The organism is Serratia sp. UGAL515B_01, from assembly GCF_033095805.1.
Lineage (GTDB): Bacteria > Pseudomonadota > Gammaproteobacteria > Enterobacterales > Enterobacteriaceae > Chania.
On record NZ_CP109901.1, the window covers coordinates 3,885,693 to 3,906,026 of the forward strand.

16 protein-coding genes are annotated in these 20,334 nt (G+C 42.1%); all 16 read left to right on the forward strand.

Annotated features, from left to right (window positions below; genetic code table 11):
• The first annotated feature begins 109 nt into the window (after positions 1 to 109).
• The 16 genes from dnaA to OK023_RS17605 all read left to right on the forward strand — a co-directional run bounded on the left by dnaA (position 110) and on the right by OK023_RS17605 (position 20,213).
• Positions 110 to 1,504: a chromosomal replication initiator protein DnaA gene (dnaA, locus tag OK023_RS17530; RefSeq protein WP_317693909.1), complete on the forward strand. Its 1,395-nt coding sequence runs from the start codon at positions 110 to 112 to the stop codon at positions 1,502 to 1,504.
• A 5-nt stretch (positions 1,505 to 1,509) separates the two neighbouring features.
• Entirely contained in the window at positions 1,510 to 2,610 is a 1,101-nt protein-coding gene (dnaN, locus tag OK023_RS17535) for a DNA polymerase III subunit beta (RefSeq protein ID WP_317693910.1), read from the forward strand.
• A gap of 151 nt (positions 2,611 to 2,761) precedes the next feature.
• Positions 2,762 to 3,847, forward strand: coding sequence for a DNA replication/repair protein RecF (gene recF / locus OK023_RS17540; protein WP_317693911.1), 1,086 nt, complete (start codon positions 2,762 to 2,764; stop codon positions 3,845 to 3,847).
• Positions 3,848 to 3,865: 18 nt separating this feature from the next.
• On the forward strand, positions 3,866 to 6,280 hold the full coding sequence (gene gyrB, locus OK023_RS17545) for a DNA topoisomerase (ATP-hydrolyzing) subunit B (protein ID WP_317693912.1): 2,415 nt from the start codon (positions 3,866 to 3,868) through the stop codon (positions 6,278 to 6,280).
• A gap of 121 nt (positions 6,281 to 6,401) precedes the next feature.
• Positions 6,402 to 7,217, forward strand: a complete 816-nt coding sequence (gene yidA, locus OK023_RS17550; RefSeq protein ID WP_317693913.1) for a sugar-phosphatase — start codon at positions 6,402 to 6,404, stop codon at positions 7,215 to 7,217.
• A gap of 1,420 nt (positions 7,218 to 8,637) precedes the next feature.
• Positions 8,638 to 8,790: a hypothetical protein gene (locus tag OK023_RS17555; RefSeq protein ID WP_317693914.1), complete on the forward strand. Its 153-nt coding sequence runs from the start codon at positions 8,638 to 8,640 to the stop codon at positions 8,788 to 8,790.
• Positions 8,791 to 9,163: 373 nt separating this feature from the next.
• Positions 9,164 to 9,634, forward strand: coding sequence for a transcription termination/antitermination NusG family protein (locus OK023_RS17560; protein WP_317697796.1), 471 nt, complete (start codon positions 9,164 to 9,166; stop codon positions 9,632 to 9,634).
• Between the two features lie 442 nt (positions 9,635 to 10,076).
• Positions 10,077 to 11,051: an ATPase, T2SS/T4P/T4SS family gene (locus tag OK023_RS17565; protein ID WP_317693915.1), complete on the forward strand. Its 975-nt coding sequence runs from the start codon at positions 10,077 to 10,079 to the stop codon at positions 11,049 to 11,051.
• Between the two features lie 216 nt (positions 11,052 to 11,267).
• Positions 11,268 to 11,786 (forward strand): toxin co-regulated pilus biosynthesis Q family protein, encoded by a 519-nt coding sequence (locus OK023_RS17570; protein ID WP_317693916.1) that lies wholly within the window; start codon positions 11,268 to 11,270, stop codon positions 11,784 to 11,786.
• A gap of 179 nt (positions 11,787 to 11,965) precedes the next feature.
• Positions 11,966 to 12,715 (forward strand): prepilin peptidase, encoded by a 750-nt coding sequence (locus OK023_RS17575; protein WP_317693917.1) that lies wholly within the window; start codon positions 11,966 to 11,968, stop codon positions 12,713 to 12,715.
• Between the two features lie 2 nt (positions 12,716 to 12,717).
• On the forward strand, positions 12,718 to 13,107 hold the full coding sequence (locus tag OK023_RS17580; RefSeq protein WP_317697801.1) for a lytic transglycosylase domain-containing protein: 390 nt from the start codon (positions 12,718 to 12,720) through the stop codon (positions 13,105 to 13,107).
• Positions 13,108 to 13,298: 191 nt separating this feature from the next.
• Positions 13,299 to 14,270 carry a hypothetical protein gene (locus tag OK023_RS17585; protein ID WP_317693918.1) on the forward strand — a complete coding sequence of 324 codons (972 nt, stop codon included), beginning with the start codon at positions 13,299 to 13,301 and terminating at the stop codon, positions 14,268 to 14,270.
• A gap of 245 nt (positions 14,271 to 14,515) precedes the next feature.
• The gene (locus tag OK023_RS17590; protein WP_317693919.1) at positions 14,516 to 16,165 is read left to right on the forward strand and encodes a hypothetical protein; all 1,650 of its coding nucleotides are present in this window, start codon (positions 14,516 to 14,518) and stop codon (positions 16,163 to 16,165) included.
• Positions 16,166 to 16,220: 55 nt separating this feature from the next.
• Positions 16,221 to 17,465 (forward strand): type 4b pilus protein PilO2, encoded by a 1,245-nt coding sequence (pilO2, locus tag OK023_RS17595; protein ID WP_317693920.1) that lies wholly within the window; start codon positions 16,221 to 16,223, stop codon positions 17,463 to 17,465.
• 70 nt (positions 17,466 to 17,535) lie between these two features.
• Positions 17,536 to 19,134, forward strand: a complete 1,599-nt coding sequence (locus OK023_RS17600; protein ID WP_317693921.1) for a GspE/PulE family protein — start codon at positions 17,536 to 17,538, stop codon at positions 19,132 to 19,134.
• Positions 19,131 to 20,213 (forward strand): type II secretion system F family protein, encoded by a 1,083-nt coding sequence (locus OK023_RS17605; protein WP_317693922.1) that lies wholly within the window; start codon positions 19,131 to 19,133, stop codon positions 20,211 to 20,213. Before OK023_RS17600 ends, OK023_RS17605 begins: the two co-directional genes overlap by 4 nt.
• Positions 20,214 to 20,334: the final 121 nt, after the last annotated feature.

The window sequence follows — 20,334 nt, forward strand, 5'->3', positions numbered from 1 at the left end:
TGCCATACAGGTTTTTAGCCGATGCTGGGTGTGTGTCAAAAAATCATGAGTTATAAAAAAAGTAGCCTGATTCTTTTCATTTATTGATCTTGTTCGAGTGGAGTCCGCCGTGTCACTTTCGCTTTGGCAGCAGTGTCTTGCCCGATTGCAGGATGAGTTACCTGCCACAGAATTTAGTATGTGGATACGCCCATTGCAGGCGGAACTGAGTGACAATACCCTGGCGCTGTACGCGCCCAATCGCTTTGTACTGGACTGGGTTCGCGATAAATACTTAAACAACATCAATGGCTTGTTGAATGATTTCTGCGGTACAGACGCCCCGTTGTTGCGTTTTGAAGTGGGCAGCAAACCGCTGCTACAAAACATTAACCCGGCTGTAAAGGCCAGTGTCAGTACAGCACCAGCGGCCCCGGTGGTGCGCACGGCTGCACCTTCCCGTCCGAGCTGGGACAATGCGGCACCGCCACCCGAGCTTTCTTACCGTTCCAACGTCAATCCCAAGCATACATTCGACAACTTCGTTGAAGGTAAGTCTAACCAGTTGGCTCGCGCTGCGGCCAGACAAGTGGCTGACAATCCGGGCGGAGCCTATAACCCCTTGTTCCTGTATGGGGGAACGGGTCTGGGTAAAACCCACCTTTTACATGCGGTGGGTAACGGCATCATGGCGCGCAAAGCCAATGCCAAAGTGGTCTACATGCACTCGGAACGTTTTGTACAAGACATGGTCAAGGCGTTGCAAAACAATGCAATTGAAGAGTTCAAACGTTATTACCGTTCGGTGGATGCGTTACTGATCGATGACATTCAATTTTTTGCCAACAAAGAGCGTTCGCAGGAAGAGTTTTTCCACACCTTTAACGCGCTGCTGGAAGGTAATCAACAGATCATTCTGACCTCGGATCGTTACCCCAAAGAGATCAATGGGGTGGAAGATCGTTTGAAATCCCGCTTTGGCTGGGGTCTGACGGTGGCGATCGAGCCGCCGGAGTTGGAAACCCGTGTAGCGATCCTGATGAAAAAGGCTGACGAAAACGAGATTCGTCTGCCGGGCGAAGTGGCGTTCTTCATTGCAAAACGTCTGCGTTCTAATGTGCGTGAACTTGAAGGTGCATTGAACCGTGTGATCGCCAATGCAAACTTTACCGGTCGAGCCATCACCATTGATTTCGTGCGCGAAGCGTTACGCGATCTGTTGGCACTGCAGGAAAAGCTGGTCACTATCGATAATATTCAGAAGACGGTGGCCGAATACTATAAAATCAAAGTCGCGGACCTGCTGTCTAAACGGCGTTCACGTTCTGTTGCCCGCCCGCGTCAGATGGCGATGGCATTGTCAAAAGAGCTCACCAACCACAGCCTGCCAGAAATCGGCGATGCGTTTGGTGGCCGCGACCATACCACGGTGTTGCACGCCTGCCGTAAGATCGAGCAGTTGCGTGAGGAAAGTCACGACATCAAAGAAGATTTCTCCAATTTAATCAGAACATTGTCTTCATAGCGCATATGAAATTTATCGTTGAACGTGAGCATCTGCTAAAACCGCTGCAACAGGTGAGCAGCCCGTTGGGCGGTCGCCCAACGTTGCCAATTCTGGGTAACCTGCTGCTGCAGGTGACGGAGGGTTCCCTGTTGCTGACAGGAACCGATCTGGAGATGGAGATGGTGGCACGCGTTGCCTTGTCTCAGCCCCATGAAGCGGGCGCGACGACCGTCCCCGCGCGTAAATTTTTTGATATCTGCCGTGGTTTACCAGAAGGTGCCGAAATCGCAGTAACGCTTGAAAGCGAACGTATGCTGGTGCGTTCAGGCCGCAGCCGCTTCTCGTTATCCACGCTGCCAGCAGCCGATTTCCCGAATCTGGATGCCTGGCAGAGTGAGGTGGAATTTACCTTGCCACAGGCAACACTCAAGCGTCTGATTGAAGCTACCCAGTTTTCGATGGCTCATCAGGATGTGCGTTATTATCTGAACGGTATGTTGTTTGAAACCGAAGGGGAAGAATTGCGCACGGTTGCTACCGATGGTCACCGCCTGGCGGTATGCTCAATGCCGATTGGCCAGCCGTTACCAACACATTCAGTGATTGTACCGCGTAAAGGTGTAATGGAACTGGTGCGCTTGCTTGATGGCGGCGATACCCCATTGCGGGTGCAAATCGGCAGCAACAATATTCGTGCCCATGTGGGGGATTTTATTTTTACCTCCAAGCTGGTTGATGGCCGCTTTCCTGATTATCGCCGCGTATTGCCGAAAAACCCGGACAAAACTCTGCAAGCCGGTTGCGATCTGCTCAAGCAGGCATTTGCGCGCGCGGCAATCCTGTCGAACGAGAAGTTCCGTGGTGTACGTCTTTATGTGAGCCAAAACCAGCTTAAGATCACCGCGAATAACCCGGAGCAGGAAGAAGCGGAAGAGATCCTGGATGTCAGCTATGACGGTACCGAAATGGAAATTGGCTTTAACGTCAGCTACGTGCTGGATGTGCTTAACGCACTCAAGTGTGAAGAAGTGCGCCTGCTGCTGACCGATTCTGTATCCAGCGTGCAGATCGAAGACGGTGCCAGCCAGGCGGCTGCTTATGTTGTCATGCCAATGCGGTTGTGATCTCTGGCCGGGCGTATTTTACGCTTGGGCAGTGCTCGCCATCCTCACGTACTTTGTGTACGCTCCGGTGGCTGCGTGCTGTCCGCACGTAAACTCACTTCGCCGATAATGCCCTTGCATTGAGCGTATATTTCCTGGTGATGGAACTGGCATGGCATTAACGCGTTTACTGATCAAAGATTTTCGCAATATCGAAGCTGCGGATCTGCTACCTGCACCGGGGTTTAACTTCCTGGTTGGGGCTAACGGCAGCGGGAAAACCAGCGTTCTGGAGGCAGTTTACACGCTTGGTCATGGTCGAGCGTTTCGTAGCCTGCAGGCGGGTAGGGTGATACGCCACGATCAACCGGAGTTCGTGCTGCATGGCCGGATCGAAGGCGTAGAGCGCGAGTTATCAGTAGGACTGAGTAAAAGCCGTCAGGGTGACAGTAAAGTACGTATTGATGGCAGTGATGGGCACAAGGTGGCAGAACTTGCCCAGCTATTGCCCATGCAGTTGATTACCCCCGAAGGTTTTACTCTGCTCAATGGCGGGCCAAAATATCGGCGTGCTTTTCTGGACTGGGGTTGTTTTCATAATGAACCCGGTTTTTTCAACGCCTGGAGCAACCTGAAAAGGTTACTGAAGCAGCGCAATGCCGCGCTGCGCCAGGTCAGTCGCTATGCACAAATCCGTGCCTGGGATCAAGAGCTGATCCCATTGGCCGAGCGCATCAGCGAGTGGCGGGCAGTTTACAGTGATGCAATTATCGCGGATATCACCGCGACCTGTGCACTGTTTCTGCCTGAATTTGCCCTGAGTTTCTCGTTCCAGCGCGGCTGGGACAAAGAGAGCGACTACGGAGAGCTGCTGGAGCGCCAGTTTGAGCGCGACAGGGCATTAACCTATACCGCAGTAGGTCCGCATAAAGCGGATTTCCGCATACGTGCCGAAGGCACGCCGGTAGAGGATTTGTTATCGCGCGGTCAGCTTAAACTGCTGATGTGCGCATTGCGCTTGGCGCAGGGTGAGTTTCTCACCCGGCAGAGCGGGCGGCGTTGCCTGTATCTGATTGATGATTTTGCCTCCGAGCTGGACACCGGCCGTCGCCGTTTGCTAGCCGATCGCCTTAAAGCCACCCAGGCTCAGGTTTTTGTCAGCGCCGTGAGTGCTGAACAAGTCACCGACATGGTGGGTGAAAAGGGCAAGATGTTCCGCGTGGAACAGGGTAAAATAGAGGTTCAACCACAGGACTAAAATGAGCGAGAAACGTTGATGTCGAATTCTTATGACTCCTCAAGTATCAAGGTATTAAAAGGGCTGGATGCGGTACGTAAGCGTCCAGGCATGTATATCGGCGATACTGATGACGGCACCGGTCTGCACCACATGGTATTCGAGGTCGTGGACAACGCTATCGACGAAGCACTCGCTGGCCACTGTAGCGACATTCAGGTGACTATCCACGCCGATAACTCCGTTTCGGTGCAGGATGATGGTCGTGGTATCCCAACCGGTATTCACGAAGAGGAAGGGGTATCTGCGGCACAGGTCATCATGACCGTTTTGCATGCTGGCGGTAAATTTGACGACAACTCCTATAAAGTTTCCGGCGGCCTCCACGGCGTAGGCGTTTCGGTTGTTAACGCCCTGTCAGAGAAACTTGAGTTGGTGATCCGCCGTGAAGGTAAAGTTCATGAGCAAACCTACAGCCACGGTGAGCCGCAAGGGCCACTGAAAGTGGTCGGTGAGACCGAACAGACCGGTACGACTCTGCGCTTCTGGCCCAGTTACCAGACCTTTACCAACAACATTGAATTTGAATATGACATTCTGGCCAAGCGCCTGCGAGAATTGTCATTTCTCAACTCGGGCGTTTCCATTCGTCTGAAAGACAAACGCAACGATAAGCAGGACCACTTCCATTATGAAGGTGGGATCAGGGCATTTGTTGAATACCTGAACAAGAATAAAACCCCAATCCACCCAACGGTGTTCTATTTCTCCACGGTGAAAGACGATATCGGTGTGGAAGTGGCATTGCAGTGGAATGATGGCTTCCAGGAAAATATCTATTGTTTCACCAACAACATCCCGCAGCGTGATGGGGGGACACACCTGGCTGGTTTCCGCGCCGCGATGACCCGTACCCTGAATAGCTACATGGATAAAGAGGGTTACAGCAAGAAGTCAAAGATCAGCGCTACCGGTGACGATGCGCGTGAAGGGCTGATTGCCGTTGTCTCAGTGAAAGTGCCGGATCCGAAGTTTTCTTCACAGACCAAAGATAAGCTGGTGTCTTCAGAAGTAAAAACCGCGGTTGAATCGCTGATGAACGAAAAGTTGGTCGACTACCTGATGGAAAACCCGAACGACGCGAAAATCGTCGTTGGTAAAATCATTGATGCTGCCCGTGCCCGTGAAGCAGCACGTAAAGCGCGTGAAATGACTCGCCGTAAAGGTGCGCTGGATCTGGCTGGCCTGCCGGGTAAACTGGCGGATTGCCAGGAGCGTGATCCGGCCCTGTCTGAACTGTATCTGGTGGAAGGGGATTCAGCGGGCGGCTCTGCTAAGCAGGGGCGTAACCGCAAGAACCAGGCGATTTTACCGTTGAAAGGTAAAATCCTTAACGTTGAGAAGGCGCGCTTTGACAAGATGCTTTCTTCGCAGGAAGTCGCAACGCTGATCACTGCGTTGGGTTGCGGCATTGGCCGTGACGAATACAATCCGGACAAACTGCGTTATCACAGCATCATTATCATGACCGACGCCGACGTCGACGGTTCGCATATTCGTACGCTGCTGTTGACCTTCTTCTATCGTCAGATGCCAGAAATCATTGAGCGCGGCCACGTGTTTATCGCACAGCCGCCGTTATATAAAGTGAAAAAAGGCAAGCAAGAACAGTATATTAAAGACGATGAGGCGATGGATCAGTATCAGATTTCTATCGCTCTCGACGGTGCCACTTTGCACCCTAATGAGGTCGCACCGCCATTGGCGGGTGAACCGTTGGAAAAGCTGGTGGCTGAGCATTATAGCGTACAGAAAATGTTCAACCGTATGGAGCGCCGTTACCCACGTGCTTTGTTGAACAACCTGCTCTACCAGCCAACTCTGAATGAAGAAGATTTGAGCGATCAAGTTAAAGTGAAAGAGTGGATCGAGTCGTTGGTGGAGTTGCTCAACGATAAAGAGCAGCACGGTAGTAGCTATGATTTTGTGATCTTTGAGAACCGTGAACGCCAAATGTTTGAGCCGATACTGCGTATTCGTACGCACGGCGTGGACACCGACTATCCGTTGGACTTCGATTTCATCCATGGTGGGGAATACCGTAAGATCTGTACTCTGGGTGAAAAACTGCGTGGCTTGCTGGAAGAAGGCGCTTTCATCGAACGTGGTGAGCGCCGTCAGCCGGTGGAAAGTTTCGAACAGGCACTTGAGTGGCTGGTGAAAGAGTCGCGTCGTGGTCTTTCCATACAGCGCTATAAAGGTCTGGGCGAAATGAACCCGGAACAGCTTTGGGAAACCACGATGGACCCAGAACAGCGCCGCATGTTGCGTGTAACGGTGAAAGACGCTATTGCTGCGGATCAGTTGTTTACTACGCTGATGGGGGATGCGGTAGAACCCCGTCGTGCCTTTATCGAAGAAAACGCCTTGAAAGCGGCAAATATCGATATCTGATGCGTTAATAGGCGATTAAAAATCCGCGTGGGAAACCGTCGCGGATTTTTTTTGCCCTAGTTAGTGAGAGTATGGCAAGCTGAAACGCATTAGCATCAGGAAACCACTGGGAGAAGCTCGTATGGCAATTGAACTGATTGCAATTGATATGGATGGCACATTGCTCAATCCACAGCACCAGATTACCCCCACGGTAAAACAGGCGATTACAGCAGCGCGCAATCAGGGCGTGCATGTCGTATTGGCCACCGGGCGGCCTTATGTGGGGGTGCAGGACTATCTGCGTCAATTGGGTATTCAGGACCATGACGATTTCTGCATTACCTATAATGGTGCGTTGGTGCTGAAGGCGATAGATGGTACTTGTATTTTGCAGGAAACCCTCGGTTTTGAGGATTTCCTTTATTTTGAGCAGTTGGCGCGGGAGTTTGGTGTCCATTTCCACGCTTTTGACTTCGATACCCTCTACACACCTAATAAAGATATCGGCAAGTATACCGTTCACGAATCACAAATGACCGGTATCCCACTGAAATACCGCAGCGTAGAAGAGATGGATCGCACGATGCGATTCCCGAAGGTGATGATGATTGATGAGCCGGCATTGTTGGACAGGGCGGTGGCCCGCCTGCCAGTGGAAGTACGGGAACGTTATACCGTGATGAAAAGCGCTCCTTACTTCCTGGAAATTCTGCACAAATCGGTCGATAAAGGTGCTGGCGTTAAAATGCTGGCCGATCACCTGGGCATCAAGCAGGAGAATATTATGGCATTAGGCGATCAGGGTAACGATATTGCGATGATCGAGTACGCCGGTGTGGGCGTGGCGATGGGTAATGCCATTCCAGAGCTGAAAGCAATTGCCCAATTTGTGACGACCAACAACACCGAAGATGGCGTAGCGCGGGCGATCGAGAAGTTCGTGTTAAACGCCTGATGGCTGAAACCCATGCATATCCCATCAGCAGGGTGCGAGTGTCCGGTCATGTATTCAATATGTTGAAGTGGCATCAAACGTACTACTCGCGCTCAAAGAAAGTGCCGATGATCCTATCGTGCATATCGGTGATTTTGAATCTCTCAGCGTCTTGTGATTGAGGCGTTTCAGTCGGCTATGCAACAGCCATCCTATACCCGCATCCAGAATCAGAGATTTTACACTGTAATCAACACGTTGAATACTTTACCTAACATAGTGTAATTCAAACTTGTCTCGCCCACCGACCTGCTCAGAAGGAATAGTCATGGGTTACCTCGGGTTACGAATTTACTCACTTAATACCTTATCTATATATGCTGGGTAGGATCAGGTGTTCCTGCATACCTAGCAGGAAAAGCGGGAGCAGTTCCTGCAAGTTAACAACCGTGAAGTTCTATGTGGCCCTCTGTTCAAGCCCGACAACATATCCCATTTGCTGAGCAGAAGCGGCGTTTAAAAGAAGCTGAGGATAAAAGGATATATACCTTTCATTCTTCAAGTTGCATGGGTGTTGGCTTCGTTAGTTCGCACCCGTCACAGAGTGAGCTATGCTCCTGGCGACTCTCAGACTTGCCGCCGACATGCAACTCGAATTATTTTGGGTATAGCCGGTTTATTGCAGTGAAAACAGAGGCTAAAAAGTAGCCTTGAATACCTTTAATTTCCACAAGTAAATTCAATAGCACTAGCTATAGAATAGGGCTACCCCTATGATTAAAATAAGATGAATCTCAAAAAATATAATTTATGGCACTATCTAAGTGCATATATTATTTATAATTCTTACATTTTCTCACAAATATGCTATCTTAAAGCAACCATAGTTAATATTAAAAAAATAAATTCATAGTAACATATTATTTTAGATTGAAATAAAACATTTCTCATACTTACTGAGAAGGTCAGTTATCTCATGAAAAACAATAAGATAAAGTGATATATAAAAACAACCATACATAGGTATTAACGATCAATTATCATTTTTCCATTGATAATTACTAGTTCCATTATTTCTCTGATTGTTTTATCTTAAATAAGGTTCCTGCTTTAGATTTAAATGCATAAATAAAAGATAGAGAGTGAGACACCAGTAAAAAGGATTTATAGAGGTTTTGCTGCCTGGACTAGCAGTAAAAATAAGGAAAGTGCCTATGTATACCAAAAAATAGGTATTTAGAGGCTGATAGAAATGATTAAACACGGATAGCGTGCCTGTATGGCAATATATCTTTTCAAGAACCAAAATTTTCGTATTTCGGTTCTTGAAATGCAAAACAGGCTAGACGTTGATGTTTAGTGCGCTATTGGTAGTAATTAAGCGGTTTAGTCTTAGTAACTTATAAAGTTTTCTTAAAACAGTTTACTCAGATGACTGTTCATGACGACTTTATTCGTAAACACAACACTGTTCGATCGCATTGGCCAAAGTCATGGGGCTGGTGCAGGGAAACGGAAGGGCGGAGCTTTATCGGTAGTCAGAGAGAATACGCCAACTTTTCATAACGCCATCGAGAAATACAAAACAGTATAAACGCTATATATCAATCACATTATTTAATACGCTTTACACTCCTAGCCAAGATCACACGCAAAGAAACGCCGAGCCTTACTATTCTCAGTTAATCTATGACTTACGGTACCTGAATATTCGATGATTAAACGCCTTCGTGATTATTACGTAATTTAGAACATCGAATAGTTAGTACTGTTCTAAAATAGAAAGAAGAGTTCTTCGAAGATAGCTGTGTATGACGTAGAGTTTTTGATAAACGAACGCCATCATTATCAATCATTGGAATAAGCTTAGAGGAAAATGTTCAAGATTTGCTCTTATTGAGTATATCAAAATGCTTCATTGCACGTAACTTATAACCACTGATGAGAAAGTGGAGTTTAAATTGAGTATGAAAAATTGGTATTTAGCGTGCTACAAAAGAGGGAAGCTTAATTTATTCAAAGCACTGATGTCATTGGAGATGATGAACGTTACAACGTTTTCGCCAAAAATATATAGGAAAGTGTCACGTACAGATCGGCCTGGGCAGTATAGAGAAATTATCGAGTGTTTGTTTCCTGGTTACTTTTTTATCCTTTTTGATCCAGAAGTCTGCCATACGTCAAAAATTGAGCGAGTGACTGGGCTTAGTTATCTTGTTCGTTTTGGTGGCGAAATCAAGCCTATCAACAGACAGGTAGTAGAAGAAATAATGTGCTTGCCTATTTGCAGGAATGGGGGCACCGTCGTGAATAACGAAAAGCATGATAACGAACTTGCTAAAAAACTCCATACAATAGCAGAAATAGAAAGTGCGCCGGAAAGATTCTCACAATTCTGCGGGTTGATGGGGGCGAAGATAATCAGTAATGGCCACTAGTTTTTTAATATCATTTTTGCTGATGGTAAATAATATTAGACAACAAGACTTTCATATACTTAATGTTGGCTTACGGGTATGTAACACTGTTGTTGTACAACTAAGACGAGTAATAATCCTATCTCATGAAATTTTCATTATTCAAAATATGAGTTTATAAAACTCCATATAAATCTGGAGCCATTTTTATACTAAACGACTCTGGTGTGGCGAAATAGGGTTTAATTTTCAATGTGAGTATATTTAATAGTGCAGGAAAAACGGTTAAAGTTTTATTTTAAACCTTAATATCTAATCTAAATTTATTTTATAGAAAATTTTTCAAACTCACTGCACATTTTTCTCCCTACTATACTAGCGGTCATCGGTTGCGCTTCATGGAGATAAGGGGCTTCATTCTGATGGTTATATTTAAGATTAGATAATAGAGGATATGCTGTACATGAACGACTTTTTTATCAGTAAACTAGAAGATATTGAATTTTCAGATCTTATGATATTACCTGATGAGCGTGCATTTTTCCGTCACGTTACTGGGTTAGAAGGCCCTATCACCGAGATCCCACCTAATACAGAGTTGTTTCATGAAATAAAGAAAATAAAATCAGAGCTTGATCAAGAAAAACATCATGAATTTTTTTATCAGGCACGGGGAGTACCATTTCGCGCAACGCGGATTAAAACCTTAAATGGTGTTGGGTATTTTTTAAGACGACCCAAATTTCCCGTACCCAGTATAGAGTCCTTAGGATACGTAACCGCATTGCATACAGCATTGTGTACGTTAGGTGTTAAGCAAGGCCTGGTTGTGTTTGCAGGAGCAACCGGAAGCGGTAAATCAACTTCTGTATACTCGTTAGTCTCTAAATTGGTTTCTACCCATGGCGATATTGTTGTTGGTATTGAGGATCCACCAGAAATTCCTGTCCAAGGTATTTATGGAGAAAAAAACAATGGGTTGTGGTATCAGCTTGATGCCAGTCAATCTGGCGGTTATGAAAGTGCGATGATCGCAGCAATGAGATACAACCCAAGATACATCATGATGGGGGAGATCCGATCACCTATGGCCGCTGGAGAAGCGATACGTGCAGCTGTGAATGGTCATTTGGTCTTGACCACAATACATGGCAATTCCATAATTGGTGCCATTCTAGCCATTCAGCAAATTGCGGCGGCAGGCTTGCAATCTCAGGAGTTAGCACGTTCGATTCTCGCTGATGGCTTAACAGCAGTCATTCATCAAAAACTTATAAAAGGTAGTCAACCAGGAAAACGTGTAGTATCTGCGGAAGCTTTCTTTGTGAATGATGATCCAGGTATCAAGTCAAAAATCCGATCAGGGAAACTAGAATTGCTCAGTTCTGATATTGTTTCTCAGAATCATAGAATATCGAAAGGGCAATTACCTTTCTAAAGCTTATAAAAACTAAAGGTGAACGACCACAGATTAAAAATCGAGGACTGAACCGAGACATTGGGATTAATCAAGTCCTTGCGATTGTAAACCTCAGTGAAGCTACAAAACATATAATTTAAAGTGTGATGGCTATAGATATGATGGGCTTCTCATTACATGCATAATATTATTGAAGGTGACGTCCTCAGCGAGGAAATAAAATAGAGGTGATAAGTGAAGTTTACTATGTGTTTACTGTTCACAACATTATTTTTTAACAATATGGTTAGAGCTAATAGTCTTGGGAATGTTTTACAAGGAATGGAGGAGCCTTTGTCATTTCCGAATAATCAAAATGTGAAAAATAATAGTGACTTAAAATCTATACCATCACTGACCCCGCATAGTGTAAAGAAAGAAGGATCTGGAATTGCAAAAAATTTCTCAGGAAAAAATTTAAAAACGTCACCTTGCCATTTAAAGAATTGTGAGGATCTAATCAATACCTGGCATATACAAAGTGGTGATTCTCTCAGAGGACTGCTTTATAAATGGTCGAAAGTTACTGGCTGGAGTTTAGTATGGGATTCTAAATATGACTATAAAATATCCTCATCTGCAGATATACATGACAACTTCATTTCTGCATTAGAAGCTTTAGTTAAAAGTATAGGGGTTATTAATCCCCCAATATATATTGATGTATATGAAGAAAACAAAGTTATTCGCGTGAATAATAGTATAGAGAAGTAAAAATGACGTAGTTATTTTTTGTTAAAGATGGCATTTTAGAATGCTATATCTTTAGTATGTGCATGATTTTTCTGACCGTGCCATCACAAAAAATACGAAGCCATTCATGTAAATTACTCTCAGTATATCAGTATGTATTCCATTTAATTCAACTAATTTGAGTGGCATTAGATTAAGTTATGTATATTTTCGTAATGATCATGACGTTCTTACTGGGCACTATTTTGATGAGTTTTTTGGGAATGCTTGTTTATAGAATGCCTGTCATCATGGAATGGCGAGAGACAACGGGTCCACATCCTACCGACATTTTTTCTCGTTCACGCTGTGAATACTGCGGTAGAGTTATTCCATTTATATTTATTATTCCACTATTTGGATATTTTTTTTGCAGAGGACGATGCTATTATTGTAAAGATAAAGTGTCTCTGGTTTACCCTTTCATGGAGCTGCTAGGTGGTATCATTTTTGTTGGCTTTTTCGCTTGGCTAGGTTTAAGTGGCATAGTTTCTGCTACACTGGTTATTGTGCTTATCTTTATTGCCTGGATGGATTTTAATGAAACATGGATCCCACTCGTGGTGACTCTCCCTCTATTTTGGGTTGGATTATGTTTTTCGTACTATCAAAGCGACGCTAATGCGAGAGTTATGGGGGCAGCGCTGGGCTTTTTTGTCTCTTATTTATCGATGGCAGTAATTTCATATTTCAAGAAGAAAGATGTGGTTGCTGGAGGAGATATAGCATTGATTACTTGCGCAGGTGCTTGGCTTGGTATCGACATTATGCCTGAATTTCTGATTCTTGTTGCAGTCATTTTTATTATTCATGCAATACCCTATAGGATTAAGGGTGAAATGTACGTGCCGATGGGGCCTGCTATTTGTTTGGGGTTTGTAGTATGCATAGTGCAACAGCTCATTTCCTGACAATGTGTTTGCTAAGTGCAAGCAATGCAACTCACGTCCCTCCAGATATTGTAATGTCGATCATCATGGTGGAGGGCGGTAGAGCTGGTGTCGTGAGTAATAACAAAGACAGTTCTCAGGACTTGGGCGTTATGCAAATAAATACCAAAGCATGGTTGCATTTGATCAGTGATAGACTATATGACGGTAATGACGATATTGCATACAACACACTCAAAGATAATGCCTGCCTGAATATAAAAATAGGAACATGGATACTATCACGTGCTATCCGTGAAGCTAATGGTGATATATGGTCTGGCGTTGGTATTTACCACTCGCATAATAAAAGATTATCTCAAGCTTATATGCAGAGGGTTAAATCTGTACACTACAAACTCTTTATAGAATGACAAAGGCAAGGATGGCTCTGAAAGAATGCACTCCTTCTGCAAGCAAAAGTAAACGTGTAAGTTATTCACTTATACTAAAGAACGCCTAAATAGGTATTCTTAATACCGCTACACATCATGCTTCTAGCAGGTGGGAATGATGAGGAACGCCGACACGCAGTGAACCCCTTACTTATAATTAAGTTAAAAAGATGAAAAAAAATAATGGAATAAGCCTAATTGAAGCATCTCTTGCAATTTTTCTAACAACACTGCTTTTCATCTTTGGACGCAGTATTTATTCTTCCGTAGAAGACTATAAAAAATACATAACAGTATCCACTCAAATAATAAAAATATTAAATGACGTTAATTTTTTTGTATCTAGAGAAAAAAACATAAATAAATTTAAATTTAAAGATGATACGTGTATTTTTGCTCCTGATGAAGATTTTTTACGTAAAAATAACATTATCGGTAAAGATTATCATAATACGACAGTAATGGCTCAGAAGTTGAATGTATATATACGAGTTCCAGAATGTAACACTGAAGATTTCAATAGTAAAAAATTTAATTATGAAATTCTTGTAACTGCTAAAGGAAGCCTAAATCAGTATTCATCGTCTTCAATTTCTGCAATGATGAACATCATAGGTGGCGTTAAAGCAGGTGATGAAAATACTTATATTGGTCTTTTTCGGCGTAACATAATTAATCTTTCCGATTGGAAAATAGATAACAAAAAAATCGGGTTAATTGGTTATCAGTATCACCATCATGATGATAAAAAAGGGGTTTTAATTAATGATCTGTCATTAATTCCTTATGAGGATGGTAAACCAGTAGAGCAAAATAAAAGTATATGGAATCCAAGATATAATGATAAACTCATAGTGCTGTGGTCGGGTGTTAATATGTATCAATCTACAATAACACTGACAATAAATAAAAATAATAATAAAATATTTAGTCAATCAGTACAAATGCTAACAGACAGCGCAAAGAACAAGTATACATTTTACTTTCCGCAACATTGGTTACAGGGTCTTAAAATCAATGAGTTATATGACTTAGAAATTAAAATTCAGGGGGAAGATGAAAATGGCAATGATGTTGACAGTGATAAATCATTATATGTATTTAAGACTATTCCGTTAAAAATAAAGAATAAGAAACCCTGACGCTCTCTGAGTAGGGTAATTTTTTATTAATATTTCTGATGTCCTGTTATTAATAAACTCTCTTGTTACATATTTTTTCTGTTAAATATTAAATATATCTGTTTGTGCTCTAAAAAATCCAACAGTGTCGGAATAGTGAACATAAAAATCAACAGTAGCATAGATAATTCTATGGTTGAGATAGGTAAATTTGTTCAAAATACCAGCAGATATAATTATAATGAGTATATAAAAATTGAGGTTTGATGGTGCGTTTCTCAAAATTATTTACCTTATCGATAAGTTCATTGTTACTCATTTCTTGTACATCAGCTACATATCGTAAAGGAAATGAACAAATTAAATCTGATAATAACTTGTTGGGTAATTTGGTCGAAAAATCGAAAAATAGGAGTTATCGACAGAGTTATAATACTGTCAGTATTCATAAAAAAGGTGTTTTTATAGGCTTGAAACCTTTTACTATCAGCAATGGGCAAAGTTTACCTGTAAACGTTGAGGCAGATGGTGTTTCATTAAACTCTAGCAAAAATATGTCATTGCAAGACATCGCTAAACTTATTAGAACAGCAACCTCAATACCCGTCATTCTCGATGATGAGTTAAAAAAAGGTGTACAGAAAGAATCTGATGGTGGCTCATCTTTGTATGATAAGTTAGACAAAGGAATGGAGAATTCACAGCAGTTACAGGACTATGTGAATGTTGTTGAAAAATCAGAAGAACTCCCAGTTAATTTTAAAGGTAAACTTTCTGATTTTCTTAATCAGGTAGCTTCCTACTACGATGCTACCTGGCGATACGACAGTGGTATGATTATTTTTTCAAAATACCAAGTGAAAACTTTTATCATTGCCACACTACCCACAAAAATCCAATCCTCAAGTAAGCTCAATATGGGGTTATCGGGCACGGCTCCTGGTGGCAGCGGCGGCGGCGGCGGTGGCGATGGGCTTGGTGTCACACATGAGTCAAGTGTCAAAATGGATCTAAAGATCTGGGATGATATCAAAAAGTCGATAGGGGTAATAATTGGGGGCGAGGGAAAATTTAATATAGCCGAAGGGATGTCTTCAGTTACGGTTAAAACTACACCCTCTAATATGCTACGTGTTGCGGATTACATAGAAAACCTAAATAAGCAGTTACGCAAACAGGTGACAATAAATGTTACAGTTTATAGCCTGAAGTTGGATAAAAATTCAGAATGGAATTACTCGCTCTCTGCAGTATTTTCTGCACTAAAAGGACATATTACGGGCACGTTAGGCATGGCTGGATTAAGTCCTAGCGACGGTACAAGTCAAGCAATAAGTGGAGTGACCAGTAATAACTCTAAATTCCTTCTTGACTTGCTTGACTCGCAGGGAAAAGTCAGCGTCACTAATTCTGCGACGGTGACAACTATGTCCGGGCAGCCTGTACCACTACAAGTTGCTAATGCTAGAGGATACTTGTCTCAGATCACCACGACAGTCTCTGACAATATATCGTCAACCTCAGCACAAACGGGGGCGATTAATACTGGATTTTCGTTGGATATTTTACCCAAGGTACTTAATGACGGAAAGGTTTTAGTTCAATATAGCGTAAATATCTCATCATTGGCCGGGGCGCAAAATGGGTTTGACAACGTTAAAGTTGGAGAAAATAGTATTCAACTTCCTAATATTAACCAGCATGCTTTTATACAAGAAAGTTTAATGAAAAACGATGAGACCTTAGTGCTAGCAGGTTATCAAAACTCTGATACAGAAAGTGGAGATTCAGGTAAAGGTGACCCAAACTTTAAAGCATTGGGTGGTGGTCGTAATGCTAAGATAAATAAACAATTGATTATTATCTGCTTAACTCCAACCATTATTAATCTGGATATTAATAATGATACGGAGTAAAACCGTATACCGTACTGGATGAGGTTCACAAGGTTAGCGGATTGAGGAATGAGTGATGGTTGAAAGCGTCGCCCAGAATGAAGAGGTTGGTTCGGTAAGGATCGATGGCGAAGAGTACTTAGTCAATTTAATTTGGTCAGGTTCAAGCGATAAAAATTTATATAAAGAACAGATGCGGGTTAATGCCCAACAACTTGGAACTAAGTTGATATGTCAATATAAAACCACTACAGGCATGCATGTGTTCGGCCTTGCCGATCCCCATCTAGGGCATAAAAAAGGCGGCTGTGCTCTAGCTGCAATGCTCTCTCTTACTTGTGGCAGTTCATTTCTTGGCGCATGGGAGGTTGATAATGAATTATGGGTCTTGATTGGCGCCAATGATGATGGCGTGATATTGGTAGATAAAGTTTGCCGTGGACCAGAAGAAATTGCCATACTTTTTGAGAGCAATTTTCATCTGTTTGCATGGGAAAAAGTTTATGCTCCAGATTTTTTGTATAGTCATGCTGATAGCGTCGATATTCGTGAATTTTTAGATAAAAAAGTTAAAGTCACTGATATTGGTTACAAAAAGAGAGTGATTCTGCTCTTATCAGTATTAGCATTAATAGTATTATTCGCAGCAGTATTATGGAAAATATGGGGGGGGAAAGAGAAGTCGAATATTGTTTATGCACAAAACCCCATAAGAACCAAACATCAAATATTCCCTGGGACAGGCTCTACACTACCTATTAACATGATAATTAGTTGTAGGAAAAACATATTCCGCTATACATACATATTATCAAGTCTACCTGGTTGGAAAAGTAGTGATAATATTGATTGTGATGGAAAAAAGGTTCATCTGAGCTTGGAAAGAGTATTTGGCTCAAAAGAATGGTTAAATTATGGATTGAAAAAACTTAAAATAATCAATTACTACCATCAAATTGATGCTCAAAAAGCAGAGGTTATTTTACCTATTGCTTACAAAAGCTATAACGATAAGGAAGTCAATGTATCACTAAGTAATGTGAAAAACTATCTTATTTCAACGTTTCAAAATTTATCGTTACCTATAAATATTTCAGGAATACAGTTAGTTAAGCCTGTAATTGATGAAGGTGACAGTAGGGATGTGAAGTATGATAAAAAATATTACTCTATGGGATTTAATTTTTCCGCACAGTTATCACTACAAAAATTCATTCCTATACTGAATAAAATAGATGGTCTAGTTATTCGTAGTCTTTCTTATTCTCCTGTTGAACAGTCGTGGGAAATAGATGCTGTGGTATATTCATCAAAAAAATAACTCTCAAATAGATGAGTAAAATCGGGGGCTGCTCTCAATATTGTCTCAATGGTAAATTGTAGGAGTGGATATGATTACTTTTGAAAAAATAGTCGACTTGGATGAAACCAGTCTGAACCAACTCTTTTCTAATTCAAATGAAATACTCTTCTCTTATCGTGATATGGAAATTAGTGAAAGTTTGCGCAAGATATGTGTTATATTTGGAAATGGTGTTCTTGTCATTGAACGCTCAAATATTAGCAACTCAAGATTGCGTGCTTTCTTAATGATTTGCGAAAGAAAAGGATTGAAGTTTGAACATATCTATTCAGCAGATATGTCAACTATTCGAATTCTTTATGAAAGTGTAGAGGATGCACCTGGAAAGGATATTTCTGATGAACAACCTATGGAAAAAATGGCATCAGCCTTACTTACAGAAGGGGCCCAAAGGAAAGCAAGCGATATTCATATAAAGATAAATCAGCATGAGGCAGAAATTATTTTCCGTATAAATGGTGATATGCTGAGAATAAGACAGATTGAATCCTCTCTGGCACACTCATTACTTTCTACATTTTATAATGCAGCAGATAATGCTGATGCGACCTACAAGCTATATGAGTATCAAGCAGCACGAATTACCAATAGTGGACGCTTAAATCTTCCCAATGAACTCCAGTCAGTTCGGTTACAGTTTAATCCATTATCTGCCGGTGGACGCTATATGATTGGCCGTCTTCTTTATGCAGAACGTTTTTCTACAAAAAAGGTTGAACTTAGCGATATGGGATTTCATCCTGTGCAAATAAAATTACTGCGTTCGCTGATGAGAAAACCAGAAGGTATTAATATCGTAGCGGGTCCAACGGGTTCGGGTAAATCGACAACCTTGAAACTTATCCTCGAATCTATCTATAAGGAAAAGAACAAAAAAGTCAATATAATGAGTATTGAGGACCCTCCTGAATATCAAATCGAGGGAACTTCTCAGCTTCCAGTCACTAATGCAGAAAGTGAGGAAGAAAGGGAGAATGCATATAGTAAAGCGATTGTTTCTGCCCTGCGCTCAGATCCCGATATCATCATGCCCGGTGAAGCACGGGATGCGTCAGTCATCAATCTTGTCTTTACGGCAGCAATGACAGGCCACCAAGTATGGACATCGATTCATGCGAACAGCGCTATCGGTGTTTTTGATAGATTGAAAGACCAGCGTGTAGAAGCCTACAAACTCACCGATCCCAATTTAATGACTGGGGTAATTTCACAGCGATTAGTTAAAAGACTCTGTCCTCATTGTAAAGTGCCTATGATAGATGACGGCTTAGTGAGATACGGGTTTTCTAGTAGTACGATACTATCTTGTTTTAACTTTATCGCGAGAGAAACCTTCGAGCATAATGCTTCAGGATGCAGTCACTGTATTGGAGGATATAATGGACGAACAGCGTTGATAGAAATAATTGTACCAGACTTTACTTTTTTAGATTTAATCAGTCGGGGACAGCGTCAAGAAGCGAACGAGCACTGGCTGAATAACCTTAATGGGATATCAATCTATGAGCATGCTTGGTTGAAAATAGCAGATGGGGTCATCAGCCCTTATGATGCACTATTGAGGATAGGTGACTTTACTTTGATTACTGAAGATAGAAAGAAAAAGCTTATGGAGTTGTTGTTATGAATTTGTCAAAAATAGAGAAGTACTTTTGGAAAATTCAGTTTACGACATCCCAAAGAATGAAAATTTATAGTCGACTATCACGATTCATTAGTAATGGAGTTCCATTAACCAAAGCACTTGATACTTTATATACCCATATTACACAAAACGGTAAAAAGATCAAAACGCCTCAGGCTATTGCGATCAATAGTTGGTTAACCTCTATTCGTAATGGCGGCACACTAAGTCAGTCTTTAATAGGTTGGGCTGAAATGGATGAAGTTGCTGTCATTCACGCGGGTGAGATGTCTGGTGCATTGGATAAAGCTTTTGAGAATGTCATCTATATAAATAAATCTAAAAAACTAATCATGAAAGCTTTGTTTGGACTACTTTATCCTTTAGTGTTAGTCAGTAGTACATTTTTTTACTTATATATTTTCGGAACTCAAGTGGTGCCTGCTTTTGAAGAAATATTACCTGTTGATAAATGGAATGAAACAGGGATATTGATGAAGCACTTATCAGACTTTATTCAGTCTGACCTGGTCTACAGTATATTAGGCATCATTGTTTTTTTTTCATTGATAATTTTTTCACTGCCACGTTGGACAGGACGTATTCGTAAACGATTTGAAAAACTCCCTATCTGGTCTTTATATCGTACAAAGGTAGGTTGTGAATTTATGATTTCACTATGTGCACTGATTCAGGCGGGAGTTCCCTCACCTGAAGCGTTACTGATTATGAGCAGACGAGCATCGCCTTGGTATAAGGAAAAGTTGATTGCTACTCGGCGTATGATGTTAGGGGGGGCCAGAAATATTGGTGATGCCCTTGAAGGAACAAAATATGACTTCCCAAGTTTTGAAATGGTTACTGAATTAAAAACCTATGCTGCACTGGATGGTTTTGAGGAGATGCTCCATGAGTTGGGGCATCAATGGTTAGAGCTTTCGGTAGAAAAAATAAAATTACAAATGGAAATCATAAAGAACATCGCTATTGTATTTATGGGCTTGACCTTTATGTGGATTGTCAGCGGTATTTTCTCTCTGGAACAATTGATATCCTCAACCGCAGCAATGGGTAATAGTTAAAAGTGCGTGCTTTTAATTAAATCACTCCAAATAGTGAAAGATAAATGCTCTAAATAATTTAGTTATACCCTTTATTCTTCAAGTTGCATGGGTGTTAGTTTTGTCCATTCGCACCCGTCAT